The sequence below is a fragment of the Nonomuraea sp. NEAU-A123 genome (assembly GCF_018603905.1).
Taxonomy (GTDB): domain Bacteria; phylum Actinomycetota; class Actinomycetes; order Streptosporangiales; family Streptosporangiaceae; genus Nonomuraea.
This window is the reverse complement of the sequence record NZ_JAHFZZ010000022.1, coordinates 129,960-149,159: the sequence shown is the minus strand read 5'-3', so window position 1 is coordinate 149,159 and position 19,200 is coordinate 129,960. Positions and strand designations below refer to the sequence as shown.

Genomic DNA, 19,200 nt, shown 5'->3' with positions numbered 1-19,200 from the left:
GCGAGATCCGGATGGTGGGCCCTGATTATCCACCCTGCCTGACATCAGGGGCCGCCGCCGTGCTGCTCCGCATCCTGCTCAAGGCCTACGAGCACCTCAGCTCGGAGACAAGAGAGGAGAGCTGATTTGACCGACTTGGCGTTCTGGGGTCGATGCTCGACCGAGGATCGACAGGACCCAGATGCATCGCGCGCATGGCAGATCAGCCGCGCCAACGCCCTAGTAGAGCCGCGCGGCGGCAGGATCGTCGCGGAGTTCTTCGATGTGGACAAGTCGCGATCGATCCCGCCGATGCGTCGGCCTCAGGCCGCCTTGTTGCTCGCCGAACTGGCCAACCCCGACCGCAGCTTTTCGGCCGTCGTAGTGGGCGAGCCCCAGCGCGCCTTCTACGGCAACCAGTTCAGTCTTACCTTCCCCCTCTTCGAGCATTACGGGGTGGACCTGTGGGTGCCCGAGGTCGGCGGCCCGATCGACCCGGTGAACGAGGCCCATGAACTGATCATGTCGATGTTCGGCGGGATCAGTAAAGGCGAGCGAAACCGGATCAAGACCCGGGTCCGAACGGCAATGGCGGCGCAGGCCAAAGTGGAGGGCCGCTATCTCGGAGGCCGGCCGCCGTACGGTTACCGGCTTGCGGATGCCGGTCCGCATCCCAACCCGTCCAAGGCTGCCGACGGAAAGCGGCTCCACAGGCTGGAACCCGACCCGGTAACTGCGCCGGTTGTCGGCCGGATCTTCGCAGAGTTTGTTAGAGGCAAGGGTCTGCTGGCCATCGCCGAGAGCCTCACTCGCGACGGGATCCTGTGTCCTTCGGCGTACGACCGGGCACGCAACTCCCATCGAAGCGGCATCGCCTGGTCGAAAGCCGCCGTGCGCGCGATCCTGCTCAACCCTCGCTACACGGGGATGCAGGTGTGGAACCGTCAGCACAAGGACGAGATCCTCATCGACGTCAACGATGTTGCGCTCGGCCACACCACCAAGCTCCGATGGAACGATCAGAAGAGCTGGATCTGGTCGGAGAACGCTACGCATGAGGCGCTCGTAAGCGACGAGGTCCATGCACAGGCTCAAGCTCTGCTGGTGGTCTCTAGAAGCGCCGCAGAAGGGCGCAAGCCCCGCCGGACACCACGTCCCTACATCTTCAGAGGCCTGCTCTTCTGTGGCATCTGTTATCGGCGGATGCAGGGAAGCTGGAACAACAACAAGGCGCACTACCGCTGCAAGTTCGCCAAGGAGTACGCGCAGGCCAACAGCGTGAAGCATCCACTATCGGTCTACGTGCGCGAGGAGCTGATCGTCGAGCCGCTCGATCGATGGCTGGCCTCTGCCTTCAACCCCGAACAGTTCCCCGCGACGATCCGGGCCATGGCCGATTCGCAACTGGCGAATGACCATCGGCTGGCAGCGGTTGAGGCTGCCCGTCAAGCCGTCACCGAGTGTGAGCGCAAGCTGGTGGGCTATCGCGCAGTTCTTGATGCCGGGACCGATCCGGTGGTGGTCGCCGGCTGGATCGCCGAGACAGAAGCCAAGCGAAAGGTCGAGCAGATGCGCCTGGACCAGGCGATCACCAAGGTTCCTAAAAGACTCAACGAAGAGGAGATCGCTGCCATGGCTACGAAGCTCGGCGACCTTCGGAAACTGCTCCACAGCGCCGATCCACAGGACAAAGCTGATGTGTACGAGCAGCTCGGCCTGCATATGACCTACGACCCGGCCCAGAAAACAGTGATCGCCAGAGCTCAGCTCAGGCGATCATGTACCAAATTGTGTCCGAGGGGGGACTTGAACCCCCATGCCCCGCAAAGGGCACTAGCACCTCAAGCTAGCGCGTCTGCCTATTCCGCCACCCGGACTTGGTGCCTGCACGCGAGACCGTCATCCCGCGTCGGCTCCGTAAGGTTAGCAAACTCTGAGGGGTGAGTCATACCTGGATTCCGGAGGGAGGATGAGACGGGAATCCGTACCCGAGCGAAGGAGCCGTCATGGCCGAGGACGACGTCGTCGAGCTGTGCTGTGATCTGATCCGCATCGATTCGACCAACGCCGGCGACAACGCGGGGCCCGGGGAGAGGGTGGCGGCCGAGTACGTCGCGACGAAGCTCGCCGAGGTGGGGCTTGAGGCGACGATCCTGGAGAGTGACGACCGCCGGGCGAACGTCGTCGCGCGCATCGAGGGCACCGATCCAGGACGTGACGCGCTGCTGCTGCACGGGCATCTTGACGTGGTGCCGTTCGACGCGGGGGATTGGCGGCATCATCCGCTCTCGGCGGAAGTGGTCGACGGGTGCGTCTGGGGGCGCGGGGCCGTGGACATGAAGGACATGGACGCGATGATCCTGGCGGTCGTGCGGCAGCGGCTCAGGGAGGGGCGCCGGCCTGGGCGGGACGTGGTGCTCATGTTCACCGCCGATGAGGAGGCGGGCGGGGAGTACGGGGCGAAGTTCCTGGTCGATGAGCATCCGGAGCAGTTCGAGGGGGTTACGGAGGCGATCGGGGAGGTCGGCGGGTTCAGCGTGTCGATCGGGACGGATCGCCGGCTCTACCTGATCGAGGCCGCGGAGAAGGGCATGGCGTGGATGCGGGTGGCCGCGCAGGGCCGGGCCGGACACGGGTCGATGCTCAACCTGGACAACGCCGTGACCGAGCTCGCCGACGCCGTGGCGCGCGTGGGCAGGCATGAGTGGCCGGTACGGCTGACACCGACCATGAGCAGGTTCCTGGACGAACTGGGCGGCGGCGATCCCGAGGTCGCGATCGCCAAGCTGGGGCCGGTGGCCAGGATGCTGGGCGCGGGGCTCCGCAACACGGTCAATCCGACCATGCTGGAGGCCGGCTACAAGTCGAACGTGGTGCCGCAGACGGCTTCGGCGGTGATCGACGGGCGGTTCCTGCCGGGGTTCGAGGAGGAGTTCTTCGCCACGATCGACGAACTGCTCGGGCCCAACGTCACGAGGGAGTTCGTGCAGCACCAGGTGGCGCTGGAGTTCGGCTTCGAGGGGCCGCTGGTGACCGCCATGGTCGAGGCGCTGCTGGCCGAGGACCCGGCCGGGCGCGCCGTGCCGTACACGATGTCCGGAGGGACGGACCTCAAGTCGTTCAGCCGGCTGGGAATCCGGGGGTACGGGTTCGCGCCGCTCAAGTTGCCTGCTGACTTGGACTTCTCCGGGATGTTTCATGGGGTCGACGAGCGGGTGCCGGTTGATTCGCTCCAGTTTGGGGTGCGGGTGCTTGACCGCTTCCTGGATTACTGCTGAAAAGCCCTTGAGACAACCTTGAGTGATGCTACGGTTACAGACCGTTGAGGGGTGAGTCCATGGACCGGCCTCACACTGTGAGGTCGGTTCTGGAGCGCTTTGAGGGAGGGTCACGTGGCACGCATGCCGGTGCGGCAGTGGAGGGCAATGTCCCTCGCTGCTCGGCGCGTGCCCGTGAGCAGCCCCGTAGAGGATGCGATCGCCGATCGGGCCGCCCGGATGGCGCGGTTCGCGGCCGGCGCCCGCGAGGTCATCGCACGAGCAGTCGCGGTCGGCGCCCTGCTGACCGCGGGATGGCTGCTCGCCGTTCTCCTCGGAATGCTCTCCGCCGCTCCGGCGGCCGCGGATTCCACCGCGGCAGCAGGGACGGCGGCAGATACGACTACAACAGTCGGCACACCTCACACCGTCACCGGGTCCATCATGGACGGTTTCCCCACGGCTGACGGAAAGGTCGCGGCGTCGGACAACGCCGAGGCGATGGCGGGGCGGACGGTCGACGGGCTCAACAGCCAGTCGGATCCCGGCCTGCCACCTTCTTCCACTGCCAGCGACATCCTGGACACCAATGGTCTGGTGCCCAACGGCGGTGGCAGCGGCCCCTTCGGGCCAGGCATGGGAGACATCGCGAGGTCCTGCTACGACCCGCGTATCGAGGCTCGGCGCGCCCCCCTGGCGTCCGTGCTTCCTCCGGTCGTCCGCACAGCGGCGGATGACCCCTCTTTCTCACCTGACTGACCCCCGCCACAGATTCCGGTAAGTACGGCGGCGGAGCGCGGCTCGATCCCCTCCGCCAGCGGGTGACATGTCAGTCATCTTGGTTCGCGATTTCCCCGAGGTCTCCGCTGCGCGCGGCGTTCTGCGACCTCGCATGCCCTCGGCTGCCCGCGAACTGTCAGGTATCCCCCCATGAACCAAGTAGGAGCATTCATCATGCGTACGTGGGCGAAGGCTTCGGCCCCCGCGGCTCTGCTAGCGGTAGCCGTCATGTCCCTCGGCAGCGGCACCGCGCTGGCCGACACCTCTGGCGACTCCTCCATCGGCGGCGGCAACCAGATCAACGCGCCTGTCTCGCTGCCGATCGACATCAGCGGCAACGCCGTCTCCAAGGACCTAGGAAAGTCCCACGCCGACTCCCAGGGCGGCGCGTCGGTCGTCAACAGCGGCAAGAGCGGCGGGGGCGGCAACCGCACCTCTGGCGACTCCAGCATCCTCGGCGGCAACCAGGTCAACGCGCCGATCAGCGCCCCGATCAACGCCTGTGGCAACGCTCTCTCCCTGATCGGCAGCTCCGACGCGGGCTGCAAGGGCGGCGCCTCGGTCAAGAACTCCGGCAAGGGCGGCCAGGGCGGCAACCGCACTTCGGGCGACTCCAGCATCCTCGGCGGCAACCAGGTCAACGCCCCGATCTCCGCTCCGGTGAACGCCTGCGGCAACGCACTGGCGATCTTCGGCAGCTCGACGGCGGGCTGCAAGGGCGGCGCCTCGGTCAAGAACAAGGGTGTGGGCACCGGCGGCAACCGCACCTCGGGCCGCGGCTCCGTGCTCGGCGGCAACCAGGTCGTCGCGCCGATCAGCGCCCCGATCAACATCTGCGGCAACTCGGCCGCCGTGCTCGGCAGGGCGTTCTCGGGCTGCAAGGGCGGCTCGTCCGTGACCAATGGCGGGCACACCCCTTACCGGAGCCCCCGCGGCTCGACGGGCAACGACACCGACGGGCGCTTCGCGGTCGGCAGCGGCAACCAGGTCATCGCGCCGGTCAGCCTGCCCATCACGGCCTGCGGCAACGCCGTCGGCAACGCGCACGCCGGGTGCAAGGGCGGCGCCTCGGTCAAGAACGGCGGCTCGGGTGCGGGTGGCAACACCACGTCCGGTAAGGGTGGGGTGCTGAGCGGCAACCAGGTGGTCGCGCCGATCACCGCGCCGATCAACGTCTGCGGCAACGCCGTGGCCGTGATCGGCAAGGCGTTCGCGGGCTGCAAGGGCGGCGCCTCGGTCAAGAACGGCGGCTCGGGTGCGGGTGGCAACACCACGTCCGGCAAGGGCGGCGTGCTGAGCGGCAACCAGGTGGTCGCACCGATCACCGCGCCGATCAACGCCTGCGGCAACGCAGTGGCCGTGCTCGGGCTGGCCGAGGCCCACTGCAAGGGCGGCGCCAGCGTCTCCTCGCACGGTGGCCCGGGTGCGGGCGGCAACACCACGTCCGGCAAGGGCGGCGTGCTGGCCGGCAACCAGGTGGTCGCGCCGATCACCGCGCCGATCAACGTCTGCGGCAACGCCGTGGCCGTGCTGGGCGACGCTGCGGCCGGGTGCCTCGGCGGCTCGCACGTCGGCAGGCCGGTGGACGACTACACCCCCCACGGGCACTACAGCTACCGCAAGGTCGTCAGCTCCAAGTCCGACGGGGTGCTGCCCGCACTTCCCCCGGTGCCGGTCCTGGGCGGCCTGCAGAGTGTCGGCAAAGTCACTCCGATGCGCGGTGGCGGCTCCCCCGAACTGCCTCTCGTCGACGATGTGCCGCTGGTCGGGGACCTGCAGGAGGTGTTCGGCCTGCCCAAGCTGCCCGAGCTGCCCGGTCTGGCCGGCCAGCCCGCGACCCCGGCCAGGCACGTCACTCCGGCCAAGCACGTCAAGAACGGTAAGGCTCCGGTCGCCAACGCCGCTCGCGCCGCGGACCCGCAGTCGCCCCTCGCTCCGGCCACCTCGCTGGTCGCCTCCACCCCCGTCGGGGGTGTGGCGCGGTCCGTGACCGGCAACCTGCCCACTGGCGCCCTGGGCCTGATGAGCGCGTCTCAGCCCGCGGGGGTCACCGGGATGACCACCGGCTCGCTGTTCGCGCTCGTTCTGGGTGCGATGTTCGCCGCCTCGGCGACACTGTTCGCGGCCACCCGCCGCTTCCGGCTCGGCCGGAAGTAATGACAAGAACGTCTACCGCTCACAGCCGGTGAGCGAGTAGCGAAAGACGCTTTGCCCGTTCCGGGGGCGCGGCCCGGGGCGGGCAAAGCCATGTCCGATCACAAGGTGCTGCGGACGCGCATGACCTTGCGGCGCAACCGTACGTGACGGCTTCCGTCAGGGTGCAGGCGTACGCGGGAGAGCTCCCACTGACCGTACTCCGCGTGCTCGGTGAGCAGTTGACGTGCTGCTTCGCGGGAGAGATCGCGCGGAATGAAGATATCCATGTAGGAGTAGTCGAGCACAACGATTAGTCTCCAGGGTGAGTCAGGGCGCAATGCCGCTCGATGGGGCTTATTCTGCGTGCTTGTGGGTGGGTCCGGAAGCTAGTGGGTAGTCCCGGGGGAAGGAAATTTCCGCGAGTCGGGTTACCTTTCAGATCAGTGCCGGCTCCCGGCAGGGGGAATTGCAAGCGAACAGTGAGGTAGGAAGCAGCGTGCCAGCCAACAACGGCAGCACCGGCGGAACCCGCCGCCTGGTGATCGTCGAGTCGCCCGCCAAGGCGAGGACGATCATGGGATACCTCGGTGCCGGCTACACGGTCGAGTCCAGCATTGGCCACATCCGTGACCTGCCGGAGCGGGCCGATGACATTCCCGAGAAGTTCAAGGGGGAGCCGTGGGCACGCCTCGGGGTGAACGTCGAGAACGAGTTCGAGCCGCTGTACGTCGTCAACCCTGACAAGAGATCGCAGGTCAGCAAGCTGAAGCAGCTGCTGAAGGATGCCGACGAACTCTATCTGGCGACTGACGAGGACCGTGAGGGCGAGGCCATCGCGTGGCACCTTCGTGAGGTGCTCAAGCCCAAGGTGCCGGTGCACCGCATGGTCTTCCACGAGATCACCCCGCAGGCCATCCGGGACGCGGTGGCAAACCCGCGTGACCTTAACCTGCGCCTCGTCGACGCCCAGGAGACCAGGCGCATCCTCGACCGGCTCTACGGCTACGAGGTCAGCCCGGTCCTGTGGAAGAAGGTCAAGCCGCGGCTGTCGGCGGGCCGGGTGCAGTCGGTGGCGACCAGGCTGGTGGTGGAGCGCGAGCGGGAGCGCCTGGCGTTTACCTCCGCCCATTACTGGGACCTGCAGGCGCTGTTCGACACCGACAAGCCCGAGGAGCGTCCGCGCGATTTCACCGCGACGCTGACCTTGGTCGACGGCAAGCGGGTGGCCCAGGGCCGCGATTTCGCGAGCACCGGCGTGCTCAAGAACAACGACGTGCTCCACCTGTCGGAGGCCGCCGCCGGTGAGCTGGCGGGCAGACTCCAGGGATCGTCGTTCGCCGTCAAGTCCGTCGAGCGCAAGCCGTACACCCGCAAGCCGTACGCTCCCTTCCGGACGACCACATTGCAGCAGGAGGCCAGCCGGAAACTGGGCTTCTCCGCGAAGTACACGATGCAGGTGGCGCAGCGGCTCTACGAGAACGGCTTCATCACCTACATGCGTACCGACAGCATCACGCTGTCGGAGACGGCGGTGGCGGCCGCGCGCTCCCAGGCGATCAAGCTGTACGGCTCTGCGTATGTTCCCGACAAGCCCCGCGTCTACACCAGCAAGGTCAAGAGCGCGCAAGAGGCGCACGAGGCGATCCGGCCTTCGGGGGAGGAATTTCGCACCCCTGGCGAGGTCAACTTGTCCGGTGACATGTTCCGCCTGTACGAGCTGATCTGGCAGCGGACCGTTTCGTCCCAGATGAAGGACGCGGTCGGCGAGTCGGTCACCGTCAAGGTGCGCGGCGCGTCCGCCTCCGGTGAGGACGTCGAGTTCAGTGCCTCGGGCCGGACGATCACGTTCTACGGCTTCCTCAAGGCGTACGTGGAGGGGGCCGACGATCCGTCGACCGACCGTGACGACTCCGAGAAGCGGCTGCCGAACCTGGCCGAGGGCGACGCGCTGAGCGTCTCGCGGCTCGACGTGGCCGGCCACTCGACCAAGCCGCCCGCCCGTTACACCGAGGCGTCGCTGGTCAAGGAGCTGGAGGATCGGGAGATCGGGCGTCCGTCGACGTACGCGTCGATCATCGGCACGATCCTCGACCGCGGCTATGTGTTCAAGAAGGGCACCGCGCTGGTGCCCTCGTTCCTGGCGTTCGCCGTGGTCAACCTGCTTGAGCAGCATTTCGGCAACCTGGTCGACTACGACTTCACCGCCGAGATGGAGAAGGTGCTCGACGACATCGCCAACGACCGGGCGGAGCGGGTGCCGGAGCTGCAGCGCTTCTACTACGGCGAGGGCGGCGACGAGGGTCTGAAGGAGATGGTCACCGACCTCGGCGACATCGACGCCAAGGAGATCAGCTCCTTCCCGATCAGGGACACCGACATCGTCATCAGGGTGGGACGATACGGCCCATACCTTGACAGGGACGGCTCCCGGGTGAACATCCCCGAGGACATGACGCCCGACGAGCTGACCGCTGAGAAGGCGGAGGAGTACTTCTCGCGGCCGACCGGCGACCGCGAGCTGGGCGTCGATCCGGTGACCGGGCACAAGATCGTGGCCAAGGACGGGCGATTCGGGCCGTACGTCACGGAGATCCTGCCCACGCCGGAAGAGGAGACCCCGAAGCGGCGCACCAAGAAGGCCGACGCGGCGAAGCCGCGGACGAGCTCGCTGTTCAAGACGATGTCGCTCGACACCGTGACGCTCGACGACGCGCTCAAGCTGCTGTCGATCCCCCGAGCCGTCGGCGCGTTGGAGGGCGAGGAGGTCGTCGCGTACAACGGGAAGTTCGGTCCCTACCTGAAGAAGGGCACCGACTCGCGGTCGCTGACCTCGGAGGAGGACCTGCTCACGGTCACCATCGAGCAGGCCAAGGAGCTGTTCGCGCAGCCCAAGCCGCGTGGCAGGGGCCGGGCGGCGGCCGCGGCGCCGCTGCGCGAGCTGGGTGATGACCCCAGCTCCAAGAAGCCCGTCGTGGTCAAGGAAGGGCGATTCGGCCCGTACGTGACCGATGGCGAGACGAACGCGTCGCTGCGTAAGGGCGACACGGTCGAGGAGATCACGATCGAGCGGGCGGCGGAGCTGCTGGCCGAACGGCGTGAGCGGGCTCCGGCGCCGAAGAAGACGACGACCAGGAAGGCGCCGGCCAAGAAGGCACCCGCGAAGAAGCCGGCGGCCAAGTCGTAAGTAGCATTGCTCGCGTGGTGGTCTTGGGCTTCGTGGGCGCGGTGTTCCTGGCACATCTCTATCTGTGGCAGCGGATGGTGCGGTCGACCACTCGGCCCGGGCGGTTACGCAAGGGGTTGAGCTGGGGGTTGGTGGGGCTCGTCCTGCTGGTCGTCGCGACGTTCGTGGGGTTGCGGCTGGAGATGTTCCAGTGGCTGGCGTGGCCGGGGTATCTCTGGGTCGCGATCATGTTCTACCTGGTGATCTGTCTGATCCTGCTGGAGATCCCCCGGCTGGTGGCGTGGTTCGCGCTGGTCCGGGGGCGTGGGGTCGTTTCGTCGCGGTCAGAGGTTGCGCGGCCGGTCATGGTGCCTGCTGGGCCGGTTCCTGTGGCTCCGCCCCTTGAGGCGCCACCGGCGGGCATCGACGCGATGAGCAGGCGACTCTTCCTCGGGCGGGCCACCGCCGCCGTCGCGGGCGTGAGCGCGCTCGGCACGGTCGGGTACGGCATGAGCGTCGCGCTGGGTGATCCGGTGATCGAACCGGTCAAGGTCACGCTGCCCGGGCTCGACTCCAGGCTGAGCGGCCTGCGGTTCGCCGTGGTCAGCGACATCCACCTGGGGCCGCTCACGGGCAAGGGGCATACCGAGCGCATCGTGCGGATGGTCAACGGGCTGCGGGCCGACGTGGTGGCGATCGTCGGCGACCTGGTCGACGGCTCGGTCGCCGAGCTGGGCGCGCTGGCCAGGCCGCTGCAGAGCCTCGAATCCCGCTATGGCGCCTATTTCGTGACTGGAAACCACGAGTACTACACGAGAAACGGCCCCGGTGAGTGGGTCGAGGAGCTGGACCGGCTCGGCGTACGCTCGCTGCGGAACGAACGGGTGGAGATCCGGCACCAGGGCGGCGTGCTCGACCTGGCCGGGGTGAACGACCTCAACGGCGCCACGGCGAACGACGCGCCCGACTTCGACAAGGCGCTCGGCGGTCGCGACCCGAGCCGCTCCACGGTTCTGCTGGCCCACCAGCCGGTGCAGGTCGAGCAGGCCGCGCGTTACGGCGTCGATCTGCAGCTGTCGGGGCACACGCACGGCGGGCAGATGATGCCGTTCAACCTCGTGGTGCCGTTCCAGCAGCCGGTCGTGTCGGGGCTGGCGACGGTCGACGGGGTGCAGGTGTACGTCACGCGCGGCGCCGGGTTCTGGGGGCCGCCGGTCCGGGTGGGCGCGCCACCCGAGATCACGCTGCTTGAGCTGCGCTCCTGACTTTCCGCGATCCGCTGGCTACTCAGCCCGCCAAGGCGTAGTATCCAAGCGGATACGTTGGAGGTGTGATGATCTCTTCCCCGGTGGAGGGGGTGTTCGGCGGGCTGCTGCCTGAGCGGGGCGAGGCGCCCGGGGGCTCGCCGCCCGACGTCACGTTCTGGGCGGAGCGCGGCGGCCTGCTGCTCAAACAGGCCAGACACGCGGCCAACATGAACCAGAAGGCGCTGGCCGGCATGAGCGGCACGTCGCGGACGACACTGTCGGCCTACGAGCACGGCCGTAAGTCGCCCACGCTCGAAACGGCCGGGCGCATCCTCGACGCCGCCGGGTTCCGGCTGACGCTGGAGGCCAAGGTCGAGTTCGCCACCCACCGGGGCGCCGACGGCCGCCCGTTCTTCGTGCCCAACCGGTTGGTCCGGCTGCCGGCGTTGCGGGCCTTGGCTACCGTGCGGCTCGGCGGCAGGGTCTATGACCTGGCCGATCGCGGGGATCGCCGGGACGCGTACGCGATGCTGTTGCGGGAAGGGAGCCAGGAGGAACTGCTCGAACATCTGGACGGGCTGCTGCTGGTGGAGATGTGGGATGAGCTGGTGCTGCCTGAGCCGGTCCGCGCCGGCTGGCTGCCTCTGGTGGAGCTTGCTCGGCCGTACAAACCGGACTAACGGGACGAGGGGGATCTGTCTGGTGTTTTCGGGGGCCTATTCGAGGTGTGTACCATGCGCATCGGCCCGCATACGTAATACCCTCAGCGACGAGCAGCCGAGTATATCCGGCTGGTCTCCTGTCTTCCCATTTCCGGCGAACACCTGGATACGCTGACATCATGACCGCCCGTGGCCGACGCCAACCGACACATGTGCTGGCAAACGCATCTTTCCGCCGGCTCTGGACGGCGATGTCGGTGTGCAGCCTCGGCGACTGGCTGAACATCCTGGCACTCACCGCCCTCGCCGGAAACCTGACCCAAGGCGACTACCGCACGCAGTCGCTGGCCGTCGGCGGTGTCTTCATCGCCAAGATGCTGCCCGCCGTCCTGCTCGGGCCGCTCGCGGGAGCGTTCGCCGACCGGTTCGACCGCCGGGTGACGATGTTCTCCTCCGACCTGGCCCGGTTCGCCGTGGTGCTGTCGATCCCGCTGATCGGCAGCTATCAGTGGATCATCATCGCGACGATCCTGGTCGAGTGCGTCAACCTGTTCTGGGTCCCGGCCAAGGACGCCACGGTCCCCAACCTGGTGCCGAAGGAGCAGCTCGAATCGGCCAACCAGCTCAACCTGCTGGTCACCTATGGCAGCGCGCCGATCGCCGCGATCCTGTTCACGGCGCTGTCCGTGGTGGGCGACGTGCTGAAGAACGCCGTGCCGCTCCTGTCCGGCATGGACCCGACCGGGCCGGCGCTGGTCGTCAACGCCTGCGCGTACCTGGTGTCCGCGTTCCTGATCTTCACGCTGCGCGGCATCCCCAAGCGTGACGGCGCCATCTCCACCCCGTCGGTGCTCAAGCAGATCGTCGACGGCTGGCGGTTCGTTGGCGGCAACCGGCTGGTGCGCGGCCTGATCATCGGCATGCTGGGAGCGTTCGCGGCGGGCGGCGCGGTCGTGGGCGTCGCGAAGATCTACGTGGGCGCGCTCGGCGGCGGCGACGCGGCCTACGGAGTGGTGTTCGGCGCGGTCTTCGTCGGCATGGCACTGGGCATGTTCTTCGGCCTGCGGCTGCTGCGCGAGTTGTCGCGGCGGCGGCTGTTCGGCCTGGCGATCACCGTGGCGGGCGTGGTGCTGATCGCGATCGCCCTCGTGCACAACCTGGTGATCGTGGTCATGCTGACCGTGCTGCTCGGGGCGTGCGCGGGCATCGCGTGGATCATCGGCTACACGCTCATCGGCCTCGAGGTCGAGGACTCGATGCGTGGCCGGACGTTCTCGTTCCTGCAGTCGACCGCGCGGGTCACGCTGCTGTTCGTGGTGGCGGTGGCCAACCCGCTGGCCGCGCTCTTCGGCGCCCACCCGCTGCGGCTGGGCGATCTGGTCTACCAGTTCGACGGCACCAACCTGGTGCTGGTGATCGGCGGCGTCCTCGCGACGGTCGTCGGCGTGCTGGCGCTGCGGCACATGGACGACAGGAAGGGCGTCTCGCTCTCCGAGGACCTGATCGCGGCGGTGCGTGGCGAACGGCCGCAGTCCGAGGCGGCAGAGCAGGTGCCGGGGCTGTTCGTGGCGTTCGAGGGCGGCGAGGGGTCGGGAAAGACGACCCAGTCGCGGCTGCTCGCCATCTGGCTGCGTGACCAGGGGTTCGACGTCGTACAGACCCGTGAGCCCGGCTCGACCAAGGTCGGCATGCGGCTGCGCGCGATCCTCCTCGACGCGGCCGAACGCGGACTGTCGGCGCGCGCCGAGGCGCTGCTGTACGCCGCCGACCGGGCCGAGCACGTCGAGAAGGTCATCAGGCCGGCCCTCTACCGCGGCTCGCTGGTGATCTCCGACCGCTATGTCGACTCGTCGCTGGCCTACCAGGGTGCGGGGCGGTCGCTCGATCCCGACGACGTGTCCAAGGTCAACGCCTGGGCCACGGGCGGGCTGGTGCCGCATCTCACCGTGCTGATCGACACGCCGCCCGAGGTGGGGCTGACCAGGCTGGGCGGCGCGATGGACCGGATCGAGTCCGAGCCGCTGGAGTTCCACGAGCGGGTGCGCAAGGAGTTCCGGACGCTGGCCGCCGCCGATCCCGGCCGCTATCTGGTGGTCGATGGGACGCTGCCGCCCGAGCAGATCACCCGGCTGATCCAGGATCGGGTGCACGAGATCCTGCCCGATCCGGTGCCTCAGGAGTCTGAGGACATCACCGGTACGATGCCCGCCATCCGCGACTAGCCTTGTCGGGTGAGCGTCTTCGATGACCTCGTCGGTCAGGACCAGGCGGTGGCCGTGCTGTCGCGCGCCGCTGCGGCGGCGGGCGACGCCGTGGGGGGTGGCCGCGGCGCGGGCATGACGCATGCCTGGCTGTTCACCGGCCCGCCCGGCTCGGGCAGGGAGGAGACGGCGCGGGCGTTCGCGGCGGCGCTGCTCTGCCCCGACGGCGGCTGCGGTCACTGCGACCAGTGCCACCAGGTGCTGATCGGCTCACACCCCGATCTCGAAGCGGTACGCCCCCAGGGCCTGTCCTACAGCGTCAAGCAGACGCGCGAGCTCATCCTGCGGGCGGCGGGCGCGCCGACGCAGGGCCGCTGGCGCGTCATCCTGTTCGAGGACGCCGACCGGGCCACAGAGTCGGCGGCGAACGCCCTGCTCAAGGCCATCGAGGAGCCGCCACCCCGCACGGTCTGGCTGCTGTGCGCGCCGGGCGCCGACGACATGATGATCACCATCCGGTCGCGCTGCCGCGTGGTCACCCTGGCCACCCCCGGCACGGAAGCCGTCGCCCACGTGCTGGCCACCCGCGACAGCGTGCCCTGGGACACCGCCCACTTCGCCGCCCGCGCCTCTCAGGGGCACATCAGCCGGGCCCGGGCGCTGGCCCTGGACCAGGACGTACGCCGGCGCCGCGAGGCCGTCCTGGCCATCCCCCGCTCGCTGTCCGGGGTCGGCGAGTGCGTCTCGGCCGCCGAACGTCTGGTCAAAACGGCTGAGGAAGAGGCCGCGGCGGCGACGGCCGCGCTCAACGAGACGGAGACCACCGAGCTGCGCAAGATCTACGGCGAGGGGTCCACGGGCAGGGGCCTCAACCGCGGGTTGGTGCGGGGTGGCGCGGGGGCGTTGAAGGAGCTGGAGGACCGGCAGAAGTCACGCGCCACGCGCATCAAGCGGGACTCGCTCGACGCCGCTCTGCTGGAGCTGGTGTCGTTCTATCGGGACGTGCTGGCCATGCAGTTCTCGGCCGGGGTGGAGCTGGCCAACGACGACATCCGCTTCGACCTCGACCAACTGGCCAAGGTGTCGACGCCGGAGGAGACGCTGCGGCGGATCGACGCGATCATGCGGTGCCGCGAACGCCTGGACGCCAACGTCAACCCGCAGATCGCGGTCGAGGCGATGATGCTGTCTCTCCGGTCGGCCGCGTAGGCGGGTTGTCGGCATAGTCCGCTGTATGGCGTTCGGTTGGTTTGGTCCGTCGTACGGCGGTTGGTGGGCTTGGTCCGCTGTGTAGCGGTCGGTCTGGCTCAGGGCGCCGTACGGCGGTCGGTCGGCTCGGGGCGCCGGTAGTGGTCTGTCGGCTCGGGTGACTGGACAGCGAAGCAGGTGGCCAAGAAGACGCACGTCACGGCGCCCAGCCCCGTAAACCGCAGGAGCGTGTCCCTGGACGGGGGCCAGCCCCGTATGGAAGGTGGGGCCCACCGGGCTGGCCGTAAAAGCGCTCAGTAAAAGCTTGTGACCAGAGCAGCAGATGGGGCTGCTGAGCGTCTCTGTTATGTGAAAGTCGAGCAGCTGTCCCCTGGAGGGGCTCTGATACGGAAACGCGTCGATGTCGCGGCGATCTTCGCCGAGCATCATGTGGGTCTCGTCCGGCTGGCGCTGGTCATGGTCGGTGATCAGGCGACCGCCGAGGACGTCGTCCAGGAGGCGTTCACCCGTACCCACGCGGGACGAGGGAGGTTGCGAGATCCGGACAAGGCGCTGACCTATGTGCGATCGGCGGTGTTCAACGGCTGCCGGTCGGTGATGCGGAGGCGGGCGACGGTTTTCCGCCGCGCCGTCCCGTACGAACCGCCTGTCTGGTCGGCGGAGAGCGCGGCCCTGCTGAGCGAGGAGCGTCGCGAGGTGCTGCGCGCCCTGCGAGAGCTGCCGGGCCGGCAGCGCGAGGCGCTGACGCTGCGCTACTACCTCGACCTGTCCGATCAGGAGATCGCCGAGACCATGGGGATCAGCGGGAGCACCGCCAGATCCACGATCGCGCGAGGGCTCGCCGCCCTCGGCCGAGCACTTGGGGAGGATTCATGAACAGTCCCATGGAAGACCGCCTGCGCGAGGCACTGGCCGAGGCAGGGGCGACCGTTGACACCAGCACGCTGAGGCCTCTGCAGTCGTCAGGGCGGCCTCGAGTGCGGGTCGACTTCCGGTTGCTGGCGGCGGCGGGGGCGGTGGTGCTCGCGGGGACCGTGACCGCCGCCGTGCTCATCGCTCCCGGTGACGAACGGCGGGCGGCGGTGGCCAACCCACCTGTCGATCAGAAATACGCCGATGCATCCGTCTTCCTGTGCGGGAAGCTGTCGCCGAGCCGAACCTGTCCTGGAGGCAGCGTCACCGCTGAGCAGACAAAGGCGATCGTGCGTGCTCTGCGTGAGGGGCCGGGGGTGGAACAGGTGCTATACGTGAGTCAGGACCAGGCCTATGCGAGCTTCCGCCGAGACTACGCCGACGACAAGGCGTTGCTTGGCACGATCGACGTGACCGACCTGCCTCCCTCGTTCCAGATCAAACTGAAGCCGGGAGCCGATCCGAAGGTGTCGCTCGTCAGGATGAAATCCATGGAAGGCGTGGGCGACATCACGTTTCCGGCGGAAGCTGTCAAAGAGATGGGCCCAGAGTGGGAGAAGAATGCAGATGTCTCTGTCTTTCTCTGCGGGGAGCAATCGAGCCTAGCGTCGTGCGGAGCCGTCGCCGCGCCCGACTCGACGAGTTCCGCCCCCAGGTTCGTCAAATACGGCAAGGCCATCACGCCTGCCCAGCGGAGAGCTCTGGGCAAGGAGATCGGCGCGATACCCGGTGTTCAGTCGACACATTTCGAGAGCCAGCAGCAGGCGTACGAGAATTTCCAGCGCAGCTACAAGGACAACAAGGCACTCGCTCAGGCCACCAAGAAATCGGACATGCCGGAGTCGTTCCGCCTTGAGCTGAGGCCGGATGCTGACTGGGACAAGGTGATCACCAAGCTGAAAGGCCTACCCGGTGTCGCCACTGTCGTCAACGGCAAGTGCATGATCGAGCAATTCATGCTTCGGACGCACTATGGCATCTCGGCTTCTATGGGCAAGGGCTGCGCCCCCCAGCCGGGGTAGGGCTCTCACGCTGCGCGCGCCCACACACGTAATGTGGCAACCGAAGGCCGTACCAACCCCCTAGGCCGTCAGGAGGCGAGCTCGAGCCCATGGGAATGATCATGGCCGTGAGCTTCACCCGCTACGGGCGGCTCTACTACCTCGATCCCGGTGGTCACACCCCCAAGGTGGGCGACAAGGTGCTGGTCCCGACCGACTCGGGTCCTGAGGTGGCGGAGTGCGTGTGGGCGCCGCAATATTCGAGTGAAGACATCGACGGAATGCCGGTGTGTGCAGGCATAGCGGGAGAGGAACACCTCTCCCGCGACGAGACCAACAAGCGCCGCAGGGCCGAGGCTCGCAGCGTGTCCAAGCGGTTGATCAAACGGCACGAGCTGCCGATGAAGGTGGTGGGCGTCGACTACCTCGACCAGGACAACGTCTACACGGTTTACTTCTCCGCTCCGCATCGGGTCGACTTCCGCGCGCTCGTCCGAGACCTGGCCCGCAACCTGCGGGCCCGGGTGGAGCTGCGGCAGATCGGCCCGCGTGACGAGGCACGCTTGCAGGGTGGCATCGGCCCATGTGGCCGCGACCTGTGCTGCGCCACGTTCCTCAAGGATTTCGAACCGGTCTCCGTACGCATGGCCAAGGACCAGGACCTACCGGTCAATCCTTTGCGTATCGCCGGGGCGTGTGGGCGGCTGATGTGCTGTCTCAAGTACGAGCATCCGCTCTATGTCGAGACCCGCAGCAGAATGCCGCGCACCGGAAGCCGGGTGAGCACGCCGCAGGGGGAGGGAAGTGTCCTCGGGCATAACGTTCCGGCGGACACGGTGACGGTTCGGCTCGACGATGGCGGACGGCGCTGTGCGTGTCCTTCCGCCTCGGTCTGCTCACCACGGCAGCAGCACGACAAGATGTACGGAGAGGATGGCGGCACGCCGGCCCCAGGCGGGTAGCTACCAGGGACAACGGGTGGAAGTTCACGGGCTGTGCTCGTGAACTTCCCGCCCGCGGTCGTGCTCGCCAGATGGGGAAGGTCGGGGGTGGCATGGGGGGTGGCGAGGCTTGCCTGGCCCGAATGCCGCGCGGAGCACCACCGGTCGGTCTGTTGAGGGCCGGGCGGCCACGAGGCGGGACACGCGTAGGATTCCGGAGCGTGTGGTTCCGAGCACTGACCGTTGTCGCCGCGACTGTGTTGTCCGCCTCCGGCTGTACCTTGGCAGAGGAGCCGGCGAGCGGGCTGCGCTGGTCCGGCTGCGGGGACGGGTTCGACTGCGCGAAGCTCTCGGTGCCGCTCGACTACGGCGTCCCGGACGGGGAGCACATCAAGATCAGCGTGGTCCGGCTGCCGGCCACCGGCGACCGGATCGGCTCCTTGGTCGTCAACCCGGGCGGTCCCGGAAGTTCCGGCGTCAGCTATGCGCGGGCCGCCCGATCGATGCTGAGCGAGAAGCTACGCGAACGGTTCGACGTCGTGGGGTTCGATCCACGTGGTGTGGGCAAGTCGGCGCCGGTCGAGTGTCTGAGCGACTCGCGGCTCGACGCGTTCGTCGCCCTGGACACCACCCCCGACACGCCGCAGGAGCGGGCCGCGCTCGAGCAGGGCTCACGCGAGTTCGCGAAGGGCTGCCAGGCCGGGGCCGGCCGCCTGCTGCCGCATGTGGGCACCGTTGACGCCGCCCGGGACATGGACGCGCTGCGCCAGGCACTCGGCGACCAAAAACTGACTTACCTCGGCAAGTCCTATGGCACCTTTCTAGGCGCGGTATATGCGGATATGTTCCCCGGCAAGGTCCGAGCCCTCGTCCTCGACGGCGCTCTCGACCCGGCCATCTCCCGGCTGAAGCTCAACGCCGACCAGGCCATGGGGTTCGAGCGCGCCCTCCGTGCGTACACAGAGTCCTGCCTGACCGAAGGCAACTGCCCGTTCCGCAGCCGTACCGTCGACGGCGTCCTGGCCGAGGTGACCGACCTGCTGCACCGCACAGACGCCAGCCCGCTGCCCGGTGAGGGACGGCAGGCCACCGAGGCGCTGGCCACGCTCGGCGCGCTGACCCCGCTCTACGACCGCGGCTCCTGGCCCGAGCTCACCGAAACGTTCCGCCAGGCCCTGAACGGCAACGGCAGACTGCTCCTCCGCAACGCCGACCAACTCATCGACAGACATGACAACGGCGTCTACTCCAACCAGACCGAGGCCAACATGGCCATCAACTGCGTAGACAGCCCCTATCCCAAGAACGTCGCCGCCTACGCGACCGCGGCGGCGGAGGCCGAACGCGAGGCGCCCAGGTTCGGCGCCTACCTCATGTGGAGCTCGCTCCCGTGCGCCTTCTGGCCCGCCAAACCGACGCTCATCAACCGCCCACTCACCGCCAAAGGCGCCGCCCCGATCCTGGTCATCGGCACCGAACGCGACCCGGCCACCCCGTACGCGTGGGCACAGGCCCTGGCGGAGGAACTCGACTCGGGCGTGTTCCTCGGCTACGACGGCGACGGCCACACGGCCTACTTCAACGGCTCGACATGCGTGGACGACGCCGTGGACCACTACCTGCTGACCGGCACACCACCACAGGACGGGACATTCTGTCCGGGCATCGGCTGATCGAAGGGAGCAAGAACCCCTTGGGCTCCTGTAGACTCG

14 protein-coding genes, 1 tRNA gene and 1 pseudogene are annotated in these 19,200 nt (G+C 67.9%); 13 read left to right on the top strand and 3 right to left on the bottom strand.

Features of this window, described 5'->3' with window-relative positions:
• Nucleotides 1-126: 126 nt before the first annotated feature.
• Nucleotides 127-1,236 (top strand): annotated as a pseudogene (locus KLK06_RS63305) (recombinase family protein); the annotation flags it as partial.
• Nucleotides 1,237-1,269: 33 nt separating this feature from the next.
• Here the strand turns inward: KLK06_RS63305 and KLK06_RS45840 are convergent.
• Together KLK06_RS45840 and KLK06_RS45835 are read right to left on the bottom strand one after the other, a co-directional pair.
• The gene (locus KLK06_RS45840; protein ID WP_214642033.1) at nt 1,270-1,701 is read right to left on the bottom strand and encodes a hypothetical protein; all 432 of its coding nucleotides are present in this window, start codon (nt 1,699-1,701) and stop codon (nt 1,270-1,272) included.
• Nucleotides 1,702-1,770: 69 nt separating this feature from the next.
• Nucleotides 1,771-1,856, bottom strand: a tRNA-Leu gene (locus tag KLK06_RS45835).
• 129 nt (nt 1,857-1,985) lie between these two features.
• Here KLK06_RS45835 and KLK06_RS45830 point away from each other — a divergent pair.
• From KLK06_RS45830 to KLK06_RS45820, 3 genes are all read left to right on the top strand, one after another.
• Nucleotides 1,986-3,257, top strand: coding sequence for a M20/M25/M40 family metallo-hydrolase (locus tag KLK06_RS45830; protein ID WP_214642032.1), 1,272 nt, complete (start codon nt 1,986-1,988; stop codon nt 3,255-3,257).
• A gap of 174 nt (nt 3,258-3,431) precedes the next feature.
• A complete protein-coding gene (locus tag KLK06_RS45825; RefSeq protein WP_308168744.1) occupies nt 3,432-3,995 on the top strand; it encodes a hypothetical protein in 564 nt (187 codons plus the stop codon).
• Nucleotides 3,996-4,190: 195 nt separating this feature from the next.
• The gene (locus tag KLK06_RS45820) at nt 4,191-6,173 is read left to right on the top strand and encodes a chaplin (RefSeq protein ID WP_214642031.1); all 1,983 of its coding nucleotides are present in this window, start codon (nt 4,191-4,193) and stop codon (nt 6,171-6,173) included.
• Between the two features lie 98 nt (nt 6,174-6,271).
• Here the strand turns inward: KLK06_RS45820 and KLK06_RS45815 are convergent, their stop codons facing one another.
• The gene (locus KLK06_RS45815; protein ID WP_205302617.1) at nt 6,272-6,439 is read right to left on the bottom strand and encodes a DUF5703 family protein; all 168 of its coding nucleotides are present in this window, start codon (nt 6,437-6,439) and stop codon (nt 6,272-6,274) included.
• A 209-nt stretch (nt 6,440-6,648) separates the two neighbouring features.
• Here KLK06_RS45815 and topA point away from each other — a divergent pair, with 209 nt between their 5' ends.
• From topA to KLK06_RS45770, 9 genes are all read left to right on the top strand, one after another.
• Nucleotides 6,649-9,336: a type I DNA topoisomerase gene (gene topA, locus KLK06_RS45810; RefSeq protein ID WP_214642030.1), complete on the top strand. Its 2,688-nt coding sequence runs from the start codon at nt 6,649-6,651 to the stop codon at nt 9,334-9,336.
• Between the two features lie 14 nt (nt 9,337-9,350).
• Nucleotides 9,351-10,580 carry a metallophosphoesterase gene (locus tag KLK06_RS45805; RefSeq protein ID WP_214642029.1) on the top strand — a complete coding sequence of 410 codons (1,230 nt, stop codon included), beginning with the start codon at nt 9,351-9,353 and terminating at the stop codon, nt 10,578-10,580.
• Between the two features lie 68 nt (nt 10,581-10,648).
• Complete coding sequence (locus tag KLK06_RS45800; protein ID WP_214642028.1) at nt 10,649-11,242, top strand: helix-turn-helix transcriptional regulator; 594 nt, start codon at nt 10,649-10,651, stop codon at nt 11,240-11,242.
• A 161-nt stretch (nt 11,243-11,403) separates the two neighbouring features.
• On the top strand, nt 11,404-13,446 hold the full coding sequence (gene tmk / locus KLK06_RS45795; protein WP_214642027.1) for a dTMP kinase: 2,043 nt from the start codon (nt 11,404-11,406) through the stop codon (nt 13,444-13,446).
• A gap of 9 nt (nt 13,447-13,455) precedes the next feature.
• Complete coding sequence (locus KLK06_RS45790; RefSeq protein ID WP_214642026.1) at nt 13,456-14,634, top strand: DNA polymerase III subunit delta'; 1,179 nt, start codon at nt 13,456-13,458, stop codon at nt 14,632-14,634.
• Nucleotides 14,635-14,982: 348 nt separating this feature from the next.
• On the top strand, nt 14,983-15,510 hold the full coding sequence (locus KLK06_RS45785) for a SigE family RNA polymerase sigma factor (protein ID WP_308168743.1): 528 nt from the start codon (nt 14,983-14,985) through the stop codon (nt 15,508-15,510).
• Nucleotides 15,507-16,568, top strand: a complete 1,062-nt coding sequence (locus KLK06_RS45780; protein WP_214642025.1) for a permease-like cell division protein FtsX — start codon at nt 15,507-15,509, stop codon at nt 16,566-16,568. Before KLK06_RS45785 ends, KLK06_RS45780 begins: the two co-directional genes overlap by 4 nt.
• 89 nt (nt 16,569-16,657) lie before the next feature.
• Complete coding sequence (locus tag KLK06_RS45775; protein WP_374197191.1) at nt 16,658-17,509, top strand: stage 0 sporulation family protein; 852 nt, start codon at nt 16,658-16,660, stop codon at nt 17,507-17,509.
• A 200-nt stretch (nt 17,510-17,709) separates the two neighbouring features.
• The gene (locus KLK06_RS45770; RefSeq protein WP_308168742.1) at nt 17,710-19,161 is read left to right on the top strand and encodes an alpha/beta hydrolase; all 1,452 of its coding nucleotides are present in this window, start codon (nt 17,710-17,712) and stop codon (nt 19,159-19,161) included.
• The last annotated feature ends 39 nt before the right edge of the window (nt 19,162-19,200 follow it).